Below are 255 nucleotides of genomic sequence, written 5' to 3'. Positions count from 1 at the left end.
GCCGACATCTGCGTGCGGATGCGCGCCTGGCCCTTCGGCACCACCGGGAAGGAGAAGCCGATGACATAGACGCCCTTCTTCAGCATGCGCGCCGCCATCTCCTGGGCGAGTGCGGCATCACCGAGCATCACCGGGATGATCGGGTGGCCCTCGCCGGCCAGCGTGAAGCCGAGCTTGGTCATCTCGGTGCGAAACAGGCTCGCATTGGCATAGAGCCGTTCGCGCAAGGCATCGCCGTTGTCGATCAGGTCGAAG

1 protein-coding gene is annotated in these 255 nt (G+C 65.1%); it reads right to left on the bottom strand.

The features are described from left to right. Positions 1-255, bottom strand: a 255-nt coding sequence (locus tag IB272_RS34640) for an aminotransferase class I/II-fold pyridoxal phosphate-dependent enzyme (RefSeq protein WP_192445908.1), incomplete at both ends; no start/stop codon positions are given.

Source organism: Ensifer sp. ENS08 (genome assembly GCF_014852195.1).
In the GTDB taxonomy this organism is placed as follows: Bacteria; Pseudomonadota; Alphaproteobacteria; order Rhizobiales; family Rhizobiaceae; genus Ensifer; species Ensifer adhaerens.
The sequence above is the reverse complement of the archived record's forward strand: the minus strand, read 5'-3'. Positions and strand labels throughout refer to the sequence as shown.